Source organism: Polaromonas sp. P1_F2 (assembly GCF_056405735.1).
Genome location: NZ_JBFUBN010000006.1, coordinates 287,590 through 302,449 on the forward strand (window position 1 = coordinate 287,590; position 14,860 = coordinate 302,449).

A 14,860-nucleotide genomic window follows, 5' to 3' on the forward strand; every position below is an offset into this window, starting at 1 on the left:
AGGAAGCCCATGAAGTCAGCCTATCTAGTTCTGGGAGTGCCGGGAAACGCCACCCGGGAAGACATCGAAGCGGCCTTTGAAAAAGCCAAAGGCGTTTATTCTCCCGCCAGGCTTGCGGCAGACCCGCAAGCCGTTGATAAATTCCTTGAAGTCAAAACCGCACACCAGATCCTGCGCGACGAAGAGTCCAGGGCCGCGCATGACCGCAAGCTGAGCAGCGCGAAAACAAGCGCAACGCCGGCCGCGCGCATCGACAGATCGGTCAGCGTGAAACCGGAAGCCTCATTGCCTGCGCGCATGCTGCCGATCCTGCTGGCGCTGGTCGTCGTGATTTTCGCAACGGGCTATTACGTCAGTTCCAAGCGGGAAGCGGCCCGGAAAGCGCAGGAAGCCCACGAACTCCAGCTGAAAGCCCAGGCGGCCGAAGAAGAAAAGAAAGAACAGCTTCGCCTGGCCGCCGAGGAAGCAAACCGTCAACAGATCGCCAGGCGCGCGGAGCAGCAGGATCGCCAATTCCGCCAGGAAAGCGAGCGGGCGATCGGCACCGCACGTTATTCAGAAGCACAGCGCAGCTACCAGGAAATTCAGCGGGAAAACATCGAGCAACGGGAAGCCCAACGCAAAGAATACGAAGCCAGGTCGCGCGAGCAAAACGAGGCCAGAATGGCGGAGCAACGACTTGCCAAGGACAAGGCCCGTATTCGCGAACTGTGCTACCAGAACTACAAGCGCTCCGACTGCTGAGGCATTCAGGCAGCGTTCTTCTTCTCGATAAATTCGCCCATCCGGCTCAGCAAGCGCCACCACTCCGACCCATCGTCGCGATAAACCCGTATCGCCCCCGCGCGCACCAAAATCTTGCGCAGCTCATCCTCTTCAAACCCGCCCAGGTGCATCTGCAGGGTTTCAAAGGAGCGGTCGGTATAGCCCTTGTGGCTCAGGAAATGGCGCGCCGTGTCTTCGGCCATGAACTCGGTTTTATGTTGTTCATGCGCCAGCGCCAGCTGGTGCTTGTGAAGCTGGCGGTTCAGGAAAAAAGTGATGCCGCCGCCAACGGCCGCGCCGAACAGCGAAGCCAGCGCGCCTGAGATCGTGGGGTCCATGTGGGAGTCCTTTCATGCACGGGGCATATTACCGGAGGTCATTGGGCCAGGGCCCATTCAATGTGTTCCGCGACCAGTTCGCCGCTCTTCGCGGCACGCGCGCGCAGGGCCTCGCGCAGGGGCCGCCCGGCGGGCTCATCGAGCACACGCAGGGCATTGCCCATGGCCACCGCGATGTTGCGCAACCAGCGCTCGTGGCCTATGCGCCGTATCGGGCTGCCTTCGGTGAAGCGCAAAAACGCCTCTTCGGTCCAGCCGAACAGCGTCACCAGTTGCTGCCCCGTCAGGCCCTGGCGTTCGTCGAAATCGGGCAAGGCGCTACGTTGGGCGAATTTGTTCCAGGGGCACACCAACTGGCAGTCGTCGCAGCCGTAGATACGGTTGCCGATCAGCGGCCGCAGTTCCAGCGGGATGGGGCCGGCGTGTTCGATGGTCAGGTAGGAGATGCAACGCCTGGCATCGAGCTTGTGCGGCGCGATGATGGCCTGCGTGGGGCACACGTCAATGCAGGCCTGGCAGGTGCCGCAATGCGGCGCCACCGGCTCGCTGGGCGGCAAGGCGAGGTCCACATAGATTTCCCCCAGGAAGAACATGGAGCCGGCCTCGCGGTTGAGCAGCAAGGTGTGCTTGCCGCGCCAGCCCTGCCCGCTGCGCGCCGCCAGCTCGGCCTCCAGCACCGGCGCGGAATCGGTGAAGGCGCGGTGGCCCAGTTGCTCCACGTGCGCCGAGATGCGCTCGCCGAGCTTTTGCAGGCGGCTTCGCATGATCTTGTGGTAGTCGCGGCCGCGCGCATACACCGACACAATGCCCTCGGCGGGCCGCTCCAGGCGGCTGAATTCCAGGGCCTGCCACTCGCCGGGCGTGGCGGCGGTGGCGGCCGGCAGGTAGTTCATGCGCGCGGTGATGACGCTCACCGTGCCCGGGATCAATTCGGCCGGCCGGGCGCGCTTGAGGCCGTGCGCGGCCATGTAATGCATGTCACCGTGAAAGCCCGCGGCCAGCCAGGCCGATAATCCGGGTTCGGCCGACGATAGGTCGACACCGGCAATGCCGATTTGCGAAAATCCAAGCTCGCGCGCCCAAGCCTGAATTTGAGAAACGAACTGATGACTGTTCAAAGAGTTGCTGGCGGACACCCGCCGATTGTAAAAAACATTAGCTGGCACGACGAAGATGCCACGGCGGACTTCGCGCGGGCCCTGGCCGGCCATCCTGCCATAAGCCGCGCGCTGATAGAGTTGCAGGGCGACCTGGGCGCGGGAAAAACCACCTTTGTGCGCCACCTGCTGAAAAGCCTGGGCGTGCAGGGCCGTATCAAGAGTCCCACCTATGCGGTGGTTGAACCTTACACGCTGGCGGACGCCGGCCCGGATGCAGGCCAAAATGGCGGCATGAACATCTGGCACTTCGATTTCTACCGCTTCAACGATCCGCGCGAATGGGAAGAAGCCGGCTTTCGCGACATCTTCGCCGCCCCCGGCCTCAAGCTCGTCGAATGGCCCGAAAAAGCCGGCTCCCACCTGCCGCAACCCGACCTGCTGCTGCACCTGGAAGTGCTGCCGGACGACACACGCGCCGTCACCCTGACGGCCCACACAGCTACCGGCGCGGAACTCATCGCATGAAGCGCCCGGCCCTGAACCGCCGCAGCGCCCTGCAACTGGGCAGCGTGGTGCTGCTGCTGGGCGTGCAGCACATCGCGCGCGGAGCCACCATCGTGGCCGTGCGCGTCTGGCCGTCCAAGGACTACACGCGGCTGACCATCGAGTCGGACGGCGAAATCAAGGCGCGGCAGTTTTTTGTCGCCGAGCCGCCGCGCCTGGCCGTCGATATCGAAGGCATAGACCTGATCCCGGCGCTGCGCGAACTGGTCGCCAAGGTCAAGTCCGACGACCCCAACATCTCCGGCATACGCGTCGGGCAAAACGCACCCGGTGTGGTGCGGCTGGTGATAGACCTCAAGCAGCCGATACAGCCGCAGGTGTTCACGCTGCCGCCCGTCGCCGCCTACCAGTACCGCCTGGTGTTCGACCTTTATCCCACGCAGGTGGCCGACCCGCTTGAAGCCCTGATAGCCGAGAAGCTCGCTGACCGGCAGTCCGGCGCCGCGCCCCCACCCGCCGCCGGCAGCGACCCGATCGCCGACCTGATCGCGCGGCAATCGGGCAAGCCGGCCGACAGCAAACCACCGCCGGCCGCCATCGCGGAAAAAGAAAAAGACAAGGCACCGGGCCCCGCGCCCGGCCCAGGCGCCGCCAAGCCGTCGCCCGAAGCGGCGATCATCGCCAAAAACAAGACCGACCGCCTCGTCATCGTGGCGCTGGACCCGGGCCATGGCGGTGAAGACCCGGGTGCCGTCGGCCCCGGCGGCACGCGCGAAAAAGACGTGGTGCTGCAGATCGCCCATCGCCTGCGCGACCGTATCAACCAGCAGCCCAATATGCGCGCCTACCTCACGCGCGATGCCGACTTCTTTGTGCCGCTGCACATCCGCGTGCAGAAAGCCAGGCGCGTGCAGGCCGACCTCTTCATCAGCATCCACGCGGATGCCTTCTTCACGGCGCGGCCGCAGGGCGCCAGCATCTTCGCGCTCAGTGAAAAAGGGGCTTCCAGCAGCGCGGCGCGCTGGATCGCCGACAAGGAAAACTCAGCCGACCTGGTGGGTGGCGTCAACGTCAAGGCCAAGGACGCGCAGGTGCAAAAAGCCCTGCTGGACATGAGCACCACGGCGCAGATCAATGACAGCCTCAAGCTCGGCAGCGCCATGCTGGGCGAGATCGGCAACGTCGGCAAACTGCACAAACCCAAAGTGGAGCAAGCCGGCTTTGCCGTCCTCAAAGCGCCCGACATTCCCAGCGTGCTGGTGGAGACCGCCTTCATCAGCAACCCTGACGAAGAAGCCAAGCTCCGCAGCGACGACTACCAGATACAGCTGGCCGATGCCTTGATGCGCGGCATCACACGCTACTTCGCGCGCAATCCGCCGCTGGCGCGCAACCGCGCTGTCTGATCACCACACCGGCGCGTACCGATGCGCCAAAAATGAAGACTAAAGACCGCACCGAGCCGACAGCCCGCGACGACCTTCTCCTACAGTCCCGGCGCACTTAGCCCCCTACATTGAGGTCACAGGCAAAAGCCAGGACCTCACAGTGTGAATGTCAGCAGCAAGAGCCTGAAACTCTTAGCAAAGGTAAACAACTATGAACACGAAACTTATCTTGTCGACAGCGGCGGCAGCGGCACTCATCGGTCTCGGCGGCTGCAGCACCAACCCGACGAACGCACAAATCGGCACCGGCGTTGGCGCAGTAGCTGGCGGTCTGGTGGGCAATGCCGTGTTCGGCAGCACGCTCGGCACCGTAGGCGGCGCCGCAGCAGGTGCGCTTATCGGTAACGAGGTCGGCAAGAAGCGCTGAGTTCGCACCACACCCGGTTTAGAGGGCGCTTCAAGCGGCTCTACACCGGGTAGATCAGCGAGTTGAGGATCATCTCGCTGTCATACACACAAAGACGGCTCCTGAATTTCAGCGAGCCGTCTTTTTGCGTGAGCTCGTCGATATAGCGGCCCACGTTGTAGACCTCGCTCACCCCGCCCGGCTTGGTGCGGAACACCGCGTAGTTGGCTTCGGCTTTGATGATGATCTCGCCCTCTGGTGAAACTTCTCGAGAGAGGATGCGCGCCGGGCTGACGATGTGCCGCATGTAATACGGCCCGTGGTAAATCGTCTGCGTGACGCCGTACACCCGGTCTTTCATCATGCCGCGGCTTTCCAGCGCCATCAACGCCAGGGGCAGGCCGCGGTCGAAGTTCTCGCGGGCCTGCACCTTGTAGTGGCCGTCTTCCACGAAGAATTCAGGCCATTCCTCAAAGCGCTTTTCGTCGAGCGCCGCCGCGTAGTCCGCGTTGAGCCGGTCCACCTGCAGTTGCAGCAGCAGGCGCTGCGTTTGTTCGATCAACGTCATAGACCCATGACTTTCTTCCAATAGGCATACATGCTGCGGATCAGGGTCTCGGTGACCATGTGCTCGGTCATCTCGGTGCCCGTGCCGCCCAGTTCGCACAGCGTGGCGCCCTCGCCCGCCTGGTCGAACCCAGCCTGGCTGAACTCGATCACCTCACCGTCGTCCGCGCTGACAAACCCCGCCGGCCCGAACAGGTTGGCCTGCCGCAGGCGGCGCTGCGTCATCTCGGGCGTGTCATCGGCGAAGCCGAAATGCGTCCAGATGAAATCGAACTCACCCTGGCCACGCGGCACGATGTGGCGGGTGCTCAGCGAATTGACCTGCTGCTGGATGATCAGGCTGGGAAACAGCGTGATCATGGTGACGGTGGGCGTGATGTCGCTGCCGGGATTGGACGGGTCTGCTACCCGCCACCAGGGCTCGGGCACCACGTCCAGCAGCCGGTCGTCATGCAGCGCCATATCGGCCTTGAATGAGCTCACGCCCTCGGTCACGGCCGCGTTCTGGCCGCCTTCGTTGCGGCGCGAGATCATCACCGCGTGGCGGCCCTCATCGTCCATCACCATGCGGCTTTTCTGGTCGGCGCGCCACAGGCCGAAGGTGACAAACCAGGTATGCAGCAGGCCCGGGTGGTAAGGGTCCTTGATGTTTTCCATCATCAGCTTCCAGTTGCCCGGAATGCGCTGGCGGTTGTAGCCCAGCAGGGTCAACTTGCGCGCGCCTTCCGGGCCCTTGAAGATGCGGTCCAGCCAGGGCATGAGCTGCGGGCCCAGGTAGTCCTCGAGCGGCTCGGTGTCCTCGCTGAAGGTGGCGAACACCAGGCCGTGCAGCAGCGCCACGCGCAGCTTGGTCAGGCCGTTGTCCTTCAAATCGAAGCCTTCCGGCATGCCGCCGTTGGTGCAATCGCCCTCCTTCACGCCGTCCTTGAAGGGCAGGCCCGCGAGGTCGCCGTTGAGCTTGTAGGTCCACTGGTGGTAAGGGCAGACAAAGCTGCGCGCATTGCCCTGCGGGTTCTGGCAAAAACGCACGCCGCGATGCGCGCAGCGGTTTTCCACCACGCGTATGCCGTGATCGGTGGCGCGGTCCTTGGGTGCGATGCGGTCCCGAACCATCAGCACCTGGCGCTCCCCGACATGGCTGAGCTTGTAGTCGCCGACATTCGGGATTTCGGCCTCCAGCCCCACATAGCACCAGTGCGCGCCGTAGAAGATTTTCTCGAGCTCGCGCTGGTAGAGCTGGGCATCGGTGTAGGCCCAGAAAGGGACGCGGCTGGAGCCGGGCTGGGTCCAGCGGGAGGGTTCGGTGTCTGAAAGGGGCGGCGCGTTCATGGGTCCTCGCACGGGAATGGGAATACTGCGCCTCAGGGTGGGGAAGCGGCGGAGTCGGCCTTGCGCTTGGCTTTCCAGGCGCCAAAGATCACCAGCAGGCCTGGCACCAGGATCATGGCCCAGATGATCTTGTCGAGGTGGGTTTTGACAAAGGGAATGTTGCCGAAGAAGTAACCCACCGTGACAATGCCGCCCACCCACAGGGCGCCGCCCACGAGGTTGAACAACGTGAACTTGCTGCGCGTCATCTCCGACACGCCCGCGACAAAGGGCGCGAAGGTGCGCAGGAAAGGCATGAAGCGCGCCGCGATGATGGTGATGCCGCCATAGCGTTCATAAAACGCGTGGGCCTGGTCAAACGCTTTTTTGTTGAACCAGCGCGAGTTCTCCCACTGGAAAACCTTGGGCCCCAGGAAGCGGCCTATGCTGTAGTTGCATTGGTCGCCCAGTACGGCCGCCACAAAAAGCAGCCCCACCGCGAGCGGAAAGCTCATCAGGCCCACGCCGCACATCGCGCCCACCACGAAGAGCAGCGAATCGCCCGGCAGGAAAGGCATGACAACCACGCCGGTTTCCACAAAGATGATGATGAACAACAAGGCATAAACCCAGGCACCGTAGCTGGTGACAAACGCCTCCAGGTGCTTGTCGACGTGGAGGATGAAATCGAGGAGAAAAGCGGCTAGTTCCATGGCCTTGATTCTGACACGCCCAAAATCCCGGCCATGGGTACGGTCAAGCACGCCAACCCTGCCCTGAGCCTAAAATTGGCTGCACATGACTTCCCTGACATCCACCCCCCGCCGCCCCATCCGCGAGCTGCCCGATGAACTGATCAGCCAGATTGCCGCCGGCGAGGTTGTGGAGCGCCCCGCTTCGGTGGTGCGCGAGCTGGTCGACAACGCGCTGGACGCGGGGGCCACCCAGGTCACGGTGCGGCTGCTGGCCGGCGGCGTGCGGCTGATCCTGGTTGAGGACGACGGCTTCGGCATTCCACGCGAAGAGCTGCCGGTGGCGCTGAGGCGTCATGCGACCAGCAAGATCGCGTCGCTGCAGGACCTTGAAGCCGTGGGCACCATGGGCTTTCGCGGCGAGGCACTGGCCGCCATCAATTCGATCGCCGACATGAGCCTGCTGTCCAGGACCGAGGGCAATGAGCATGCCTGGCAGCTGGACGGCCGCACCGGCGAACTCAAGCCCGCAGCGCGCAGCCGCGGCACCAGCGTCGAAGTGCGCGAGCTGTTTTACGCCACGCCGGCACGCCGCAAGTTTTTGAAAACCGACGCCACCGAACTGGCCCACTGCATCGAAGCCGTGCGCCGCCACGCGCTGGTGCGGCCCGACGTCGGCTTTGCCATCTGGCACGAGGGCAAGCTGGTCGAGCAGTGGCGCGCCGCCACCGGCGACGGCGCCCACGCGCAGCGCCTGGCCGACGTGCTGGGCAGCGAATTCGTCGAGCAGTCGGTCGCCGTGAATTACGAAAGTTCGTCCCTGCGCCATGACGGCCAGCCCGCCGTGCGCGTCTGGGGCGTGGCCGGCATCCCTGACGCGGCCCGTTCGCGCGCCGACCAGCAGTTCGCCTACGTCAACGGCCGCTACGTGCGCGACAAGGTGCTGACCCACGCGGCGCGCAGTGCCTACGAGGACGTGCTGCACGGCCACCGCCAGCCGGTGTATGCGCTGTACGTCGAGATCGACCCCAGCCGCGTCGACGTGAACGTGCACCCGACCAAGATCGAGGTGCGCTTTCGCGATAGCCGCGAGGTGCACCAGGCGGTGCGCCACGCCACCGAAAACGCGCTCGCGATTCCGCGTTCCAGCGTCGCGGCCGATGCGGTCATCGCAGGCATAAGCACGGATGCCTCCCCGGAATCAAGCCCCGTTTTTTCGCGCCAGGGATGGGCGCAACCGGCGATGAATTTCGCCGCCGGCGGCGCCAATGGCGGTAACCGGGTGTCCGACTTTGAAGCCATGTGGCCGGCGCCGTCGCGCCCCGCTGAAGGCCGCATGGAAGCAGGCGGCGGTGTTGCGCCCGCGCCTTCGTATGCGCCCGCGGCCGATGCGTCCGTGAACGGCGCGGCTAGCCCGATCAGTGCCACGCCCCTGCCTCCGGGCGACTGGCCGCTGGGCCGCGCGATTGCCCAGTTGCAGGGCATTTATGTGCTGGCCGAAAACACCCAGGGACTGGTCATCGTGGACATGCATGCGGCCCATGAGCGCATCGTTTACGAGCGCCTGAAAACCCAGATGGACGGCGGCGAAGGCGCCAGCCTGGCCAGCCAGCCGCTGCTGATCCCCGCCACCTTTGCCGCCAGCCCGCAGGAAGTCGCCACCGCCGAGGCCAGCGCCCAGACACTCGCGACGCTGGGCCTGGAGATCACGCCTTTTTCGCCCAAGACGCTGGCGGTGCGCGCCGTGCCGACCAGCCTGGCGCAGGGCGACGCGGTGGAGCTGGCGCGCAGCGTGCTGGCCGAACTGGCCCAGCACGACGCCAGCACAGTGATCCAGCGCGCGCAGAACGAGCTGCTGTCGACCATGGCCTGCCACGGCGCGGTGCGCGCCAACCGCAAGCTCACGCTGGACGAGATGAACGCCCTGCTGCGCCAGATGGAAGCCACCGAGCGCTCCGACCAGTGCAACCACGGCAGGCCGACCTGGCGGCAGGTCAGCATCAAGGAACTCGACTCGCTCTTTCTGCGCGGGCGTTAAAAGCTGCCGCTTTTGGGGTTGTTACATAAGGGGAAACACCCGCCGCCAGAACTTTTACGGCAAGATGGACTCAGTCATGACCATGAAACGCTGGCACCTTTTCGCAAGCTTCGGCACGGCGCTGGCCCTGCTGGCCGGTTGCGCCACCCTCGACGAAAAACAGCGCACCTGGATCTTCCAGCCCAGCGACCGCACCTGGAGCGGCGGAGCCGCCGCCGCAGTGGGCATGGACGACGTCTGGATTGACTACACCGCCGCCAACGACCATCCGGTCCGCCTGCACGGCCTATGGCTGGACGGCGAAAAGCCGGATGACGCGAAGGCACCGGTGCTGCTCTACCTGCATGGCGCGCGCTACAACGTCACCGGCTCCGCGCCGCGCATGCGCCGCATGCAGGAACTCGGGTTCTCGGTGCTGGCCATCGACTACCGCGGCTTCGGCAAAAGCACGCAGGAACTGCCCTCCGAAAAATCCGCCTACGAAGACGCCCGAGCCGCCTGGGACTGGCTCGCGAAAAAATACCCGGACCGGCCCCGCTACATCTTCGGCCACTCGCTGGGCGGGCCCATCGCCATCAACCTGGCAACCGAAGTCAGCGACGAGCGGGGCACCATCGTCGAAAGCACCTTTACCTCGATCGCCGACGTGGTGAGCAGTTCCCAGTGGGGCTGGATGCCGGTGTCGCTGCTGATCACCCAGCGCTTTGAGGCCGTGCGCAAGGTGGACAAGATAGGGTCGCCGCTGCTGGTGGTGCACGGCGGCGAAGACCGGCTGATACTGCCTGACCTGGGCCGCAAGCTGTATGACGCCGCCGTGCAGCCCAAGCAGTTCCTGCTGGTGCCGGGCGGTTCGCACCACAACACCAACCTTGTCGGTCTGCCGCAGTACCGGGAAGCGCTGACCCAGCTTTTTGACCTGAAATAAGGTAACGGGGGAAGGGGCGGCTAGATGCTCCGCGCTTCACCACAGCCCAAGCCTCGCAAAAAAGCAGTATTACTACTGACTACTGCAATTCAAGCAACAATTTTTCACAAATAGGTATTTTTTACTTACCTATAACATGTAGCTGGATGTAACATCCCTTCTCGAATAACACGTAAAAATCGAGAGGGATCCATGAGCCAAGTCTTGCCACTCCGCAGGCTACCCGCCTTCACCTCGCTGGCTCTTGCCCTGCCGCTCCTGGCATCGGCACCCCTGCATGCCCAGACAGCCGCAACCACTGCACTGCCGGCGCTTGCAAAATTCAATGGGGCGGACACGGCCTGGATGCTGATCTCGACCGTGCTGGTGCTGCTGATGACCATTCCCGGCATCATGCTGTTTTACAGCGGCATGATGCGGGCCAAAAACGCCCTCTCCATCGTGGCGCACACCTTTGCGGCGACAACGGTCGTCACGCTGGTATGGGCGGGCATTGCCTACTCGCTGGCATTCACGCCCGGCAACCCCTGGATCGGAGACTTGAGCCGGGCGCTCAGCGACGGGCTGCTGGGTGCCAGGGTCGGTGCGCACGTCTCGGCGCCCACCGTGCCGGAATCCGCTTTTTTCATGTTCCAGCTGGCATTCGCCATCATCACCTTCGCGCTGATCATCGGCGCCACCGTGGAACGCATGCGACTGAGCGCCACCATTTTCTTCGCGGCCTTCTGGACCATACTGGTCTATGCCCCCGTGGCGCACTGGATCTGGCAACCCACGGGCTGGCTCGCCAGCATGGGACACATGGATTTTGCGGGCGGCACGGTGGTGCACATCGCCGCGGGCGCCAGCGGCCTGGTGGCGGCCAAGGTGGTGGGCCCGCGCAAGGGCTTCGGGACCGAGCCCATGGTGCCGCACAACCTGCTGGTGACGATCATCGGCGCCGGGCTGTTGTGGGCCGGCTGGTTCGGCTTCAATGCGGGCTCGGCCTTTGAGGCCAGTTCACGCGCCGTGGGCGCCTTGCTGGCCACCCAGGTGGCGGCCTGCGTCGGCGCGTTCGTGTGGGGAATCTGCGAATATGTCCAGCGCGGAAAATTCAGCGTGCTGGGCATGGCAACGGGCGCCATTGCCGGCCTGGTCGCCATCACGCCGGCATCCGGCTTTGTCGGTGTCCTCGGCGCATCGGCACTGGGCGCGGCGGGAGGTATCGGCTGCTTCCTCGCTGTGACCCGTTTCAAGCGCGCGACGGGAATCGACGACTCGCTCGACGTGTTTGCCCTGCATGGCGTGGGCGGTTTCATCGGCACAGTCCTGACGCCGATCTTTGCGCTCAAGGAAATTGCGCCGGTCACCGCGACCGTGCTGACCAATCTGATGGGTGCCTGCGCCGTTGCGGCCTACGCAGGCATCATGACCTGGCTGATTTTGCTGGTGGTCAAACCCCTGGCAGGCCTTCGCGTGACCGCGGAAGAGGAACAACTGGGGCTTGACCTTGCCCAGCATGGCGAAATGATTTCAGGCGCGTGAGCCCCTGGCGATCACACCGTTCACCATGCAGCTCACCATGAATCCGCCCGATTCCGACCTCATGACCTATGCAGTGCGCATGGTCATTCCCATGAAGCGGGAATTCGGACGTTCACTGGACGTCCACCAATTCCTGCACGACCTTCCGTACGCCACGGAAGTGATCCAGGAGGCGCTGAAAAGCAAGGACGAACGCCTGCGCGGCTATGCGGCCTATACGCAGACCAAAATTTTCGGCCCTCGCAGCAGCGACCCCTTGCCGCCAAATGCGGCTACCGCGGCAGAACCCTTGCCGGCCGCACCGGTTGCCTCCGCGGCAAGTGAAACGGAAATCAGCGAGGACCTCCGGGCCAAGGCCATCGCCCGGTACAGGTCGGGCCTGCGCTGACAACCCCGGTGGCGGCCGCGCCGCCGCACGGGCGTTTGTCTGATACGCTCAGTTGAATGGATGTTTCCGTTTCGAAGACCGTGGCGCCCGCCATGCCGGCCGGCATGGTCGTATTGATCCTGTCAATGCTGCTGGGCATACAGCCCGTCACCACCGATCTCTATCTGCCGGCCCTGCCCGCGCTCACCGAAGGTTTCGGCGCACCCATGTCGCAGGCCCAGCTCACACTGAGCGCGCTGCTGCTGGCCTTCGGCACTTCGCAACTGATCTGGGGTCCGCTGTCTGACCGCTTCGGGCGCCGCCCCATCCTGCTCTGGGGCCTGGCGGCCTACACCCTGGCCTCGATCGGCAGCACCTTCGCGCCTTCGATGGCGGTGCTGATCGTCTGGCGCGTGGTCCAGGGCGCGGCCATGGGCGCGGCGGTCATGTGTGCGCGCGCCATCGTGCGCGACCTGTACCAGCCGCTCGAAGGCGCGCGTGTCATGTCCAAGGGCCTGAGCGGCCTGGGTGTGCTGGCCTGCATCTGTGCGCCGCTGGGCGGCCTGCTGTCGGAGTTCTACGGCTGGCGCATCGCGCTGGCGGCGCTGGCCGTGTTCGGCGCGGCCACGCTGGCCCTGGTCGGCCTTCGTTTTGAAGAATCGCTCGCGCGGAAAAACCCGCAGGCCCTGCGGCCCGGCACGCTGCTGCGCACCTGGCTGCAGATCCTGCGCAACCCGACCTTCCTGGCCTTCTCGGCCCTCACGGCGGCCTCCTACGGCGGGCTGTTCACCTTCCTGGCGACCTCTTCCTTCGTTTTCATCCGGGTGCTGGGCCTGAGCAAGACGGGCTACGGCCTGGTGATGTTTTCAATGTGCTTTTGCTACCTTGCCGGCACCTTCATCTGCCGCCGCCTGCTGCCGCGTTTCGGCGTGCGACGCTCCGTCGCGATCGCCGCCTGCCTGAGCCTGACCGGCGGCACCACCATGGGCGTGCTGGCCTGGGCCGGCGTGCAGAACGTCTGGGCCATCATGCTGCCCTACTACCTTTTCATGCTGGGCCACGGCGTGCACCAGCCCTGCGGCCAGAGCGGCGCCGTCGGCCCCTTTCCGCAGGCGGCGGGCGCGGCCTCGGCGCTCAACGGCTTTTTGATGATGCTGGTGGCCTTCGGCATGGGCGGCTGGCTGGGCACCCACATGGACGGCACGGTGCGGCCGCTGACCAACGGCCTGTGGTTCTGGAGCGTGCTGATCGCGGCCACGGCCTGGACCGTGGTGCGCAAATACGGCGAGCCCGCGCATGAGGCCGCCGCGAGAAACCCGTGAGCCCCTCCTGCCTCTGCATCGCCGGCCCCACCGCGTCCGGCAAGACCGCCGCCGCGATGGCGATCGCGCAGCACCATGCGGTCGAGATCATCAGCGTCGATTCGGCCCTGGTCTACCGCGGCATGGACATAGGCACAGCCAAACCCACGCCGGGTGAACTCGCGGCCGTGCCGCACCACCTGGTCGACATCCGCGACCCGTTGCAGGCCTACAGCGCCGCCGAGTTCGTGGCCGATGCCGAACGCCTCATCCGTGAAATCAGCGCGCGCGGCAAGCTGCCGCTGCTGGTCGGCGGCACCATGCTCTACTTCAAGGCCTTGTTCGACGGCCTGGACGATATGCCCAAAGCCGACCCCACCGTGCGCGCCGCGCTGGCCGATGAAGCAGCCGCGCAAGGTTGGCCCGCGCTGCATGCCGAACTCGCGCGTGTGGACCCGGCCACGGCCGCGCGGCTGGCGCCCAATGATTCACAACGCATCTCCCGCGCGCTCGAAGTCTTTCGTGTGTCGGGCCGGCCCCTGTCTTTTTTCCATGCGCAAGGCGCGGCCAAAAAAGCCGCCGCCGGCGAGGGCGACATCGCGGCGCCGGTCCTGATCTCCCTGGAGCCGCAAGACCGCGCCTGGCTGCATGAACGCATCGCCCAGCGCTTTGACGCCATGCTCGCGGCCGGCTTCATCGACGAAGTCAAAGCCCTGCGCGCGCGCGGCGACCTGAACCCCGACCTGCCCTCCATGCGCTGCGTCGGCTACCGCCAGGCCTGGGAGGCGCTGGACGGGGACTACCCGATGGCCGAGCTGCGCGACAAAGGCATCTTCGCCACGCGCCAACTCGCCAAGCGCCAGATCACCTGGCTGCGCTCCATGCCGCGGCGCCAAGTGGTGGCTTGTGATGGGCCTCAGGCTTTGCAGCAGGTCCTGGAAATCGTCAACACACAAACACCAATACGGGGGCAAGGCCGGGCATGAACAACCTGCAGGTCCGCGAGCTGGCCAAACGCTACGGCGACGCAGTGGTCTTCAGCCACGTCTCGCTGGACGTCGCGCCCGGCGAATTCGTCGCCATCGTCGGTGAATCGGGCGTGGGCAAATCCACGCTGCTCAACTGCATGGCCGGGCTGGACAGCTGGGATGAGGGCTCGGTGCAACTCAAGGGCCAGGACCTGGGCACGCTCAGCGACGACCAGCGCGCCCTGCTGCGCCGCCGCCACGTCGGTTTTGTCTTCCAGGCTTTCCACGTGCTGCCGCACCTGGACGTGGCGCAAAACGTGGCGCTGCCCTTGCTGCTGCTGGAGCAACCCGACGCGGCCAGGGTGGAGGCCATGCTGGAAGCCGTGGGCCTGGGCGGCCTGGGCGGGCGGCTGCCGCAGCAACTCAGCGGCGGGCAACTGCAGCGTGTTGCCATTGCGCGCGCGCTGGTACACAAGCCCGGCCTGCTGCTGGCCGACGAACCCACCGGCAACCTGGACCCGGCCACGGCCGCCCTGGTGATGGACGCGCTGATTGCTCAGACGCGCGGGCAAGGCGCCTCGCTGGTGCTGGTCACCCACTCGGAAGCCGCCGCCGCGCGCGCCGACCGCACGCTGCACCTGAGCGCGGGCGGCATCCGGGCAAATTGAT

At 65.1% G+C, this 14,860-nt stretch carries 16 protein-coding genes; 11 read left to right on the plus strand and 5 right to left on the minus strand.

The window, feature by feature from the left end:
• Positions 1-9 precede the first annotated feature (9 nt).
• The gene (locus tag AC1D0O_RS14665) at positions 10-744 is read left to right on the plus strand and encodes a J domain-containing protein (protein ID WP_477654232.1); all 735 of its coding nucleotides are present in this window, start codon (positions 10-12) and stop codon (positions 742-744) included.
• Positions 745-749: 5 nt separating this feature from the next.
• Here AC1D0O_RS14665 and AC1D0O_RS14670 read toward each other — a convergent pair whose 3' ends face one another.
• Together AC1D0O_RS14670 and queG are read right to left on the minus strand one after the other, a co-directional pair.
• Positions 750-1,103 (minus strand): hypothetical protein, encoded by a 354-nt coding sequence (locus tag AC1D0O_RS14670; RefSeq protein ID WP_477654233.1) that lies wholly within the window; start codon positions 1,101-1,103, stop codon positions 750-752.
• Positions 1,104-1,141: 38 nt separating this feature from the next.
• The gene (queG, locus tag AC1D0O_RS14675; RefSeq protein ID WP_477654283.1) at positions 1,142-2,194 is read right to left on the minus strand and encodes a tRNA epoxyqueuosine(34) reductase QueG; all 1,053 of its coding nucleotides are present in this window, start codon (positions 2,192-2,194) and stop codon (positions 1,142-1,144) included.
• Positions 2,195-2,209: 15 nt separating this feature from the next.
• Here queG and tsaE point away from each other — a divergent pair, with 15 nt between their 5' ends.
• The 3 genes from tsaE to AC1D0O_RS14690 all read left to right on the plus strand — a co-directional run bounded on the left by tsaE (position 2,210) and on the right by AC1D0O_RS14690 (position 4,522).
• Complete coding sequence (gene tsaE, locus AC1D0O_RS14680; RefSeq protein WP_477654234.1) at positions 2,210-2,728, plus strand: tRNA (adenosine(37)-N6)-threonylcarbamoyltransferase complex ATPase subunit type 1 TsaE; 519 nt, start codon at positions 2,210-2,212, stop codon at positions 2,726-2,728.
• The gene (locus AC1D0O_RS14685) at positions 2,725-4,113 is read left to right on the plus strand and encodes an N-acetylmuramoyl-L-alanine amidase (RefSeq protein WP_477654235.1); all 1,389 of its coding nucleotides are present in this window, start codon (positions 2,725-2,727) and stop codon (positions 4,111-4,113) included. Before tsaE ends, AC1D0O_RS14685 begins: the two co-directional genes overlap by 4 nt.
• A gap of 193 nt (positions 4,114-4,306) precedes the next feature.
• Entirely contained in the window at positions 4,307-4,522 is a 216-nt protein-coding gene (locus AC1D0O_RS14690; RefSeq protein WP_477654236.1) for a glycine zipper 2TM domain-containing protein, read from the plus strand.
• Between the two features lie 40 nt (positions 4,523-4,562).
• On the opposite strand, the gene AC1D0O_RS14695 is transcribed toward AC1D0O_RS14690, so the two are convergent.
• Genes AC1D0O_RS14695 through AC1D0O_RS14705 form a run of 3 tightly spaced genes read right to left on the minus strand, consistent with a single transcriptional unit; the run spans position 4,563 to position 7,089 of the window.
• Positions 4,563-5,069 carry an aromatic-ring-hydroxylating dioxygenase subunit beta gene (locus AC1D0O_RS14695; RefSeq protein ID WP_477654237.1) on the minus strand — a complete coding sequence of 169 codons (507 nt, stop codon included), beginning with the start codon at positions 5,067-5,069 and terminating at the stop codon, positions 4,563-4,565.
• Positions 5,066-6,397 carry an SRPBCC family protein gene (locus AC1D0O_RS14700; protein WP_477654238.1) on the minus strand — a complete coding sequence of 444 codons (1,332 nt, stop codon included), beginning with the start codon at positions 6,395-6,397 and terminating at the stop codon, positions 5,066-5,068. The genes AC1D0O_RS14695 and AC1D0O_RS14700 overlap by 4 nt, the downstream gene beginning before the upstream one ends.
• Positions 6,398-6,429: 32 nt before the next feature.
• Entirely contained in the window at positions 6,430-7,089 is a 660-nt protein-coding gene (locus tag AC1D0O_RS14705; RefSeq protein ID WP_477654239.1) for a VTT domain-containing protein, read from the minus strand.
• Between the two features lie 85 nt (positions 7,090-7,174).
• Between AC1D0O_RS14705 and mutL the strand changes: the two genes are divergently transcribed.
• The 7 genes from mutL (at position 7,175) to AC1D0O_RS14740 (ending at position 14,859) form a co-directional block, all read left to right on the plus strand.
• Entirely contained in the window at positions 7,175-9,106 is a 1,932-nt protein-coding gene (gene mutL / locus AC1D0O_RS14710) for a DNA mismatch repair endonuclease MutL (RefSeq protein WP_477654240.1), read from the plus strand.
• An 82-nt stretch (positions 9,107-9,188) separates the two neighbouring features.
• Positions 9,189-10,031 (plus strand): alpha/beta hydrolase, encoded by an 843-nt coding sequence (locus tag AC1D0O_RS14715; protein WP_477654241.1) that lies wholly within the window; start codon positions 9,189-9,191, stop codon positions 10,029-10,031.
• 345 nt (positions 10,032-10,376) lie between these two features.
• The gene (locus tag AC1D0O_RS14720; RefSeq protein ID WP_477654242.1) at positions 10,377-11,555 is read left to right on the plus strand and encodes an ammonium transporter; all 1,179 of its coding nucleotides are present in this window, start codon (positions 10,377-10,379) and stop codon (positions 11,553-11,555) included.
• 25 nt (positions 11,556-11,580) lie between these two features.
• Positions 11,581-11,943, plus strand: coding sequence for a hypothetical protein (locus AC1D0O_RS14725; protein WP_477654243.1), 363 nt, complete (start codon positions 11,581-11,583; stop codon positions 11,941-11,943).
• A 56-nt stretch (positions 11,944-11,999) separates the two neighbouring features.
• Complete coding sequence (locus AC1D0O_RS14730; protein ID WP_477654244.1) at positions 12,000-13,244, plus strand: multidrug effflux MFS transporter; 1,245 nt, start codon at positions 12,000-12,002, stop codon at positions 13,242-13,244.
• A gap of 56 nt (positions 13,245-13,300) precedes the next feature.
• Entirely contained in the window at positions 13,301-14,209 is a 909-nt protein-coding gene (gene miaA / locus AC1D0O_RS14735) for a tRNA (adenosine(37)-N6)-dimethylallyltransferase MiaA (RefSeq protein WP_477654284.1), read from the plus strand.
• Positions 14,206-14,859: an ABC transporter ATP-binding protein gene (locus AC1D0O_RS14740; RefSeq protein ID WP_477654245.1), complete on the plus strand. Its 654-nt coding sequence runs from the start codon at positions 14,206-14,208 to the stop codon at positions 14,857-14,859. The genes miaA and AC1D0O_RS14740 overlap by 4 nt, the downstream gene beginning before the upstream one ends.
• Position 14,860 lies beyond the last annotated feature (1 nt).